The sequence below is a fragment of the Empedobacter sp. R132-2 genome (genome assembly GCF_030324375.1).
GTDB lineage: Bacteria > Bacteroidota > Bacteroidia > Flavobacteriales > Weeksellaceae > Empedobacter > Empedobacter falsenii_B.
Genome location: NZ_JACAGG010000079.1, coordinates 1 through 1037, shown reverse-complemented (window position 1 = coordinate 1037; position 1037 = coordinate 1). Strand labels below are relative to the sequence as shown.

1 protein-coding gene is annotated in these 1037 nt (G+C 33.7%); it reads left to right on the top strand.

Going from position 1 to position 1037, the window contains the following annotated elements; all coding sequences use genetic code 11:
- The first annotated feature begins 36 nt into the window (after window positions 1-36).
- On the top strand, window positions 37-900 hold the full coding sequence (locus HXZ69_RS15210) for an AadS family aminoglycoside 6-adenylyltransferase (RefSeq protein WP_010257826.1): 864 nt from the start codon (window positions 37-39) through the stop codon (window positions 898-900).
- Window positions 901-1037 lie beyond the last annotated feature (137 nt).

Genomic DNA, 1037 nt, shown 5'->3' with positions numbered 1-1037 from the left:
AACGTTGTACGACATAGTAAAACCGAACCAAACAAAATGAAAGTCAGAGAAGAAAAGTTAAGAACAATTATAGAATGGTCGGAGAAAAACGAAGATGTAAGAGTTCTTCTTCTGACAAGTTCACTTGTAAATCCTTTAGCACTTGTTGACGAATTTAGTGATTTAGACATTGAATTTGTTTTTGAGGATAATACAAATTACATTTCAGACAAAAGCTGGACGCTTAAATTCGGAAATCCAATTGCTATGATTGAAGAAGACGAAAGTTGTTTTAACCATAAACACGCAATGAAAATGCTACTTTATGAAGACGGTGTGAAAGTAGATTTTAAACTTTACAGCAAATCAAAATTTATAAAGGAAACGCAAGAGAAAGAATTACCAGAAGATTGGGATATTGGTTATAAAATTTTAATTGATAAAGATGGTATTACAAAGCAAATGCTGAAACCAACTTATCAAATTTCCATTATCAAAAAACCGTCTGAAAAAGAGTTTCAAAATCTAATAAACGATTTTTGGTGGGACACAACTTACGTGGCAAAGTGTCTTGTGAGAGATGAAATATTCTATGCGAAATTTATGTCGGAAACCGTTATTCGCACAGAATATTTAATTCCTTTAATTGAATGGCACATTGCAAGTGAACACAATTGGAACATAACGACCAATAAATATGGACGACTTTTCAAAAAGTATCTTAACCAGGAAATGTGGGCTAAAACAGAACAAACATTTTCAGGGAGCAATATAAAGGAAAATTGGACTGCTCTATTTTCAATGACTGATTTAGTTTCAGAAATAGGAACTGAATTGTCAAAAAAATTAGAGTACAAATACCCGGATAAATTAGAAAATGACATACGAAAATATTTAGCTGGACTAAAACCCAAAACATAACTACGTCGTACAACATCGTATTGGCAATAGGCGGGCTGAACGGCTTCGTATCAACGGAAGTGCAAAATTCAATTTCTGTTCTTCGATTAAAGTTCAGTGCTAAAAATCCCGCCCATCGCCAATACGCGGCACGTTGT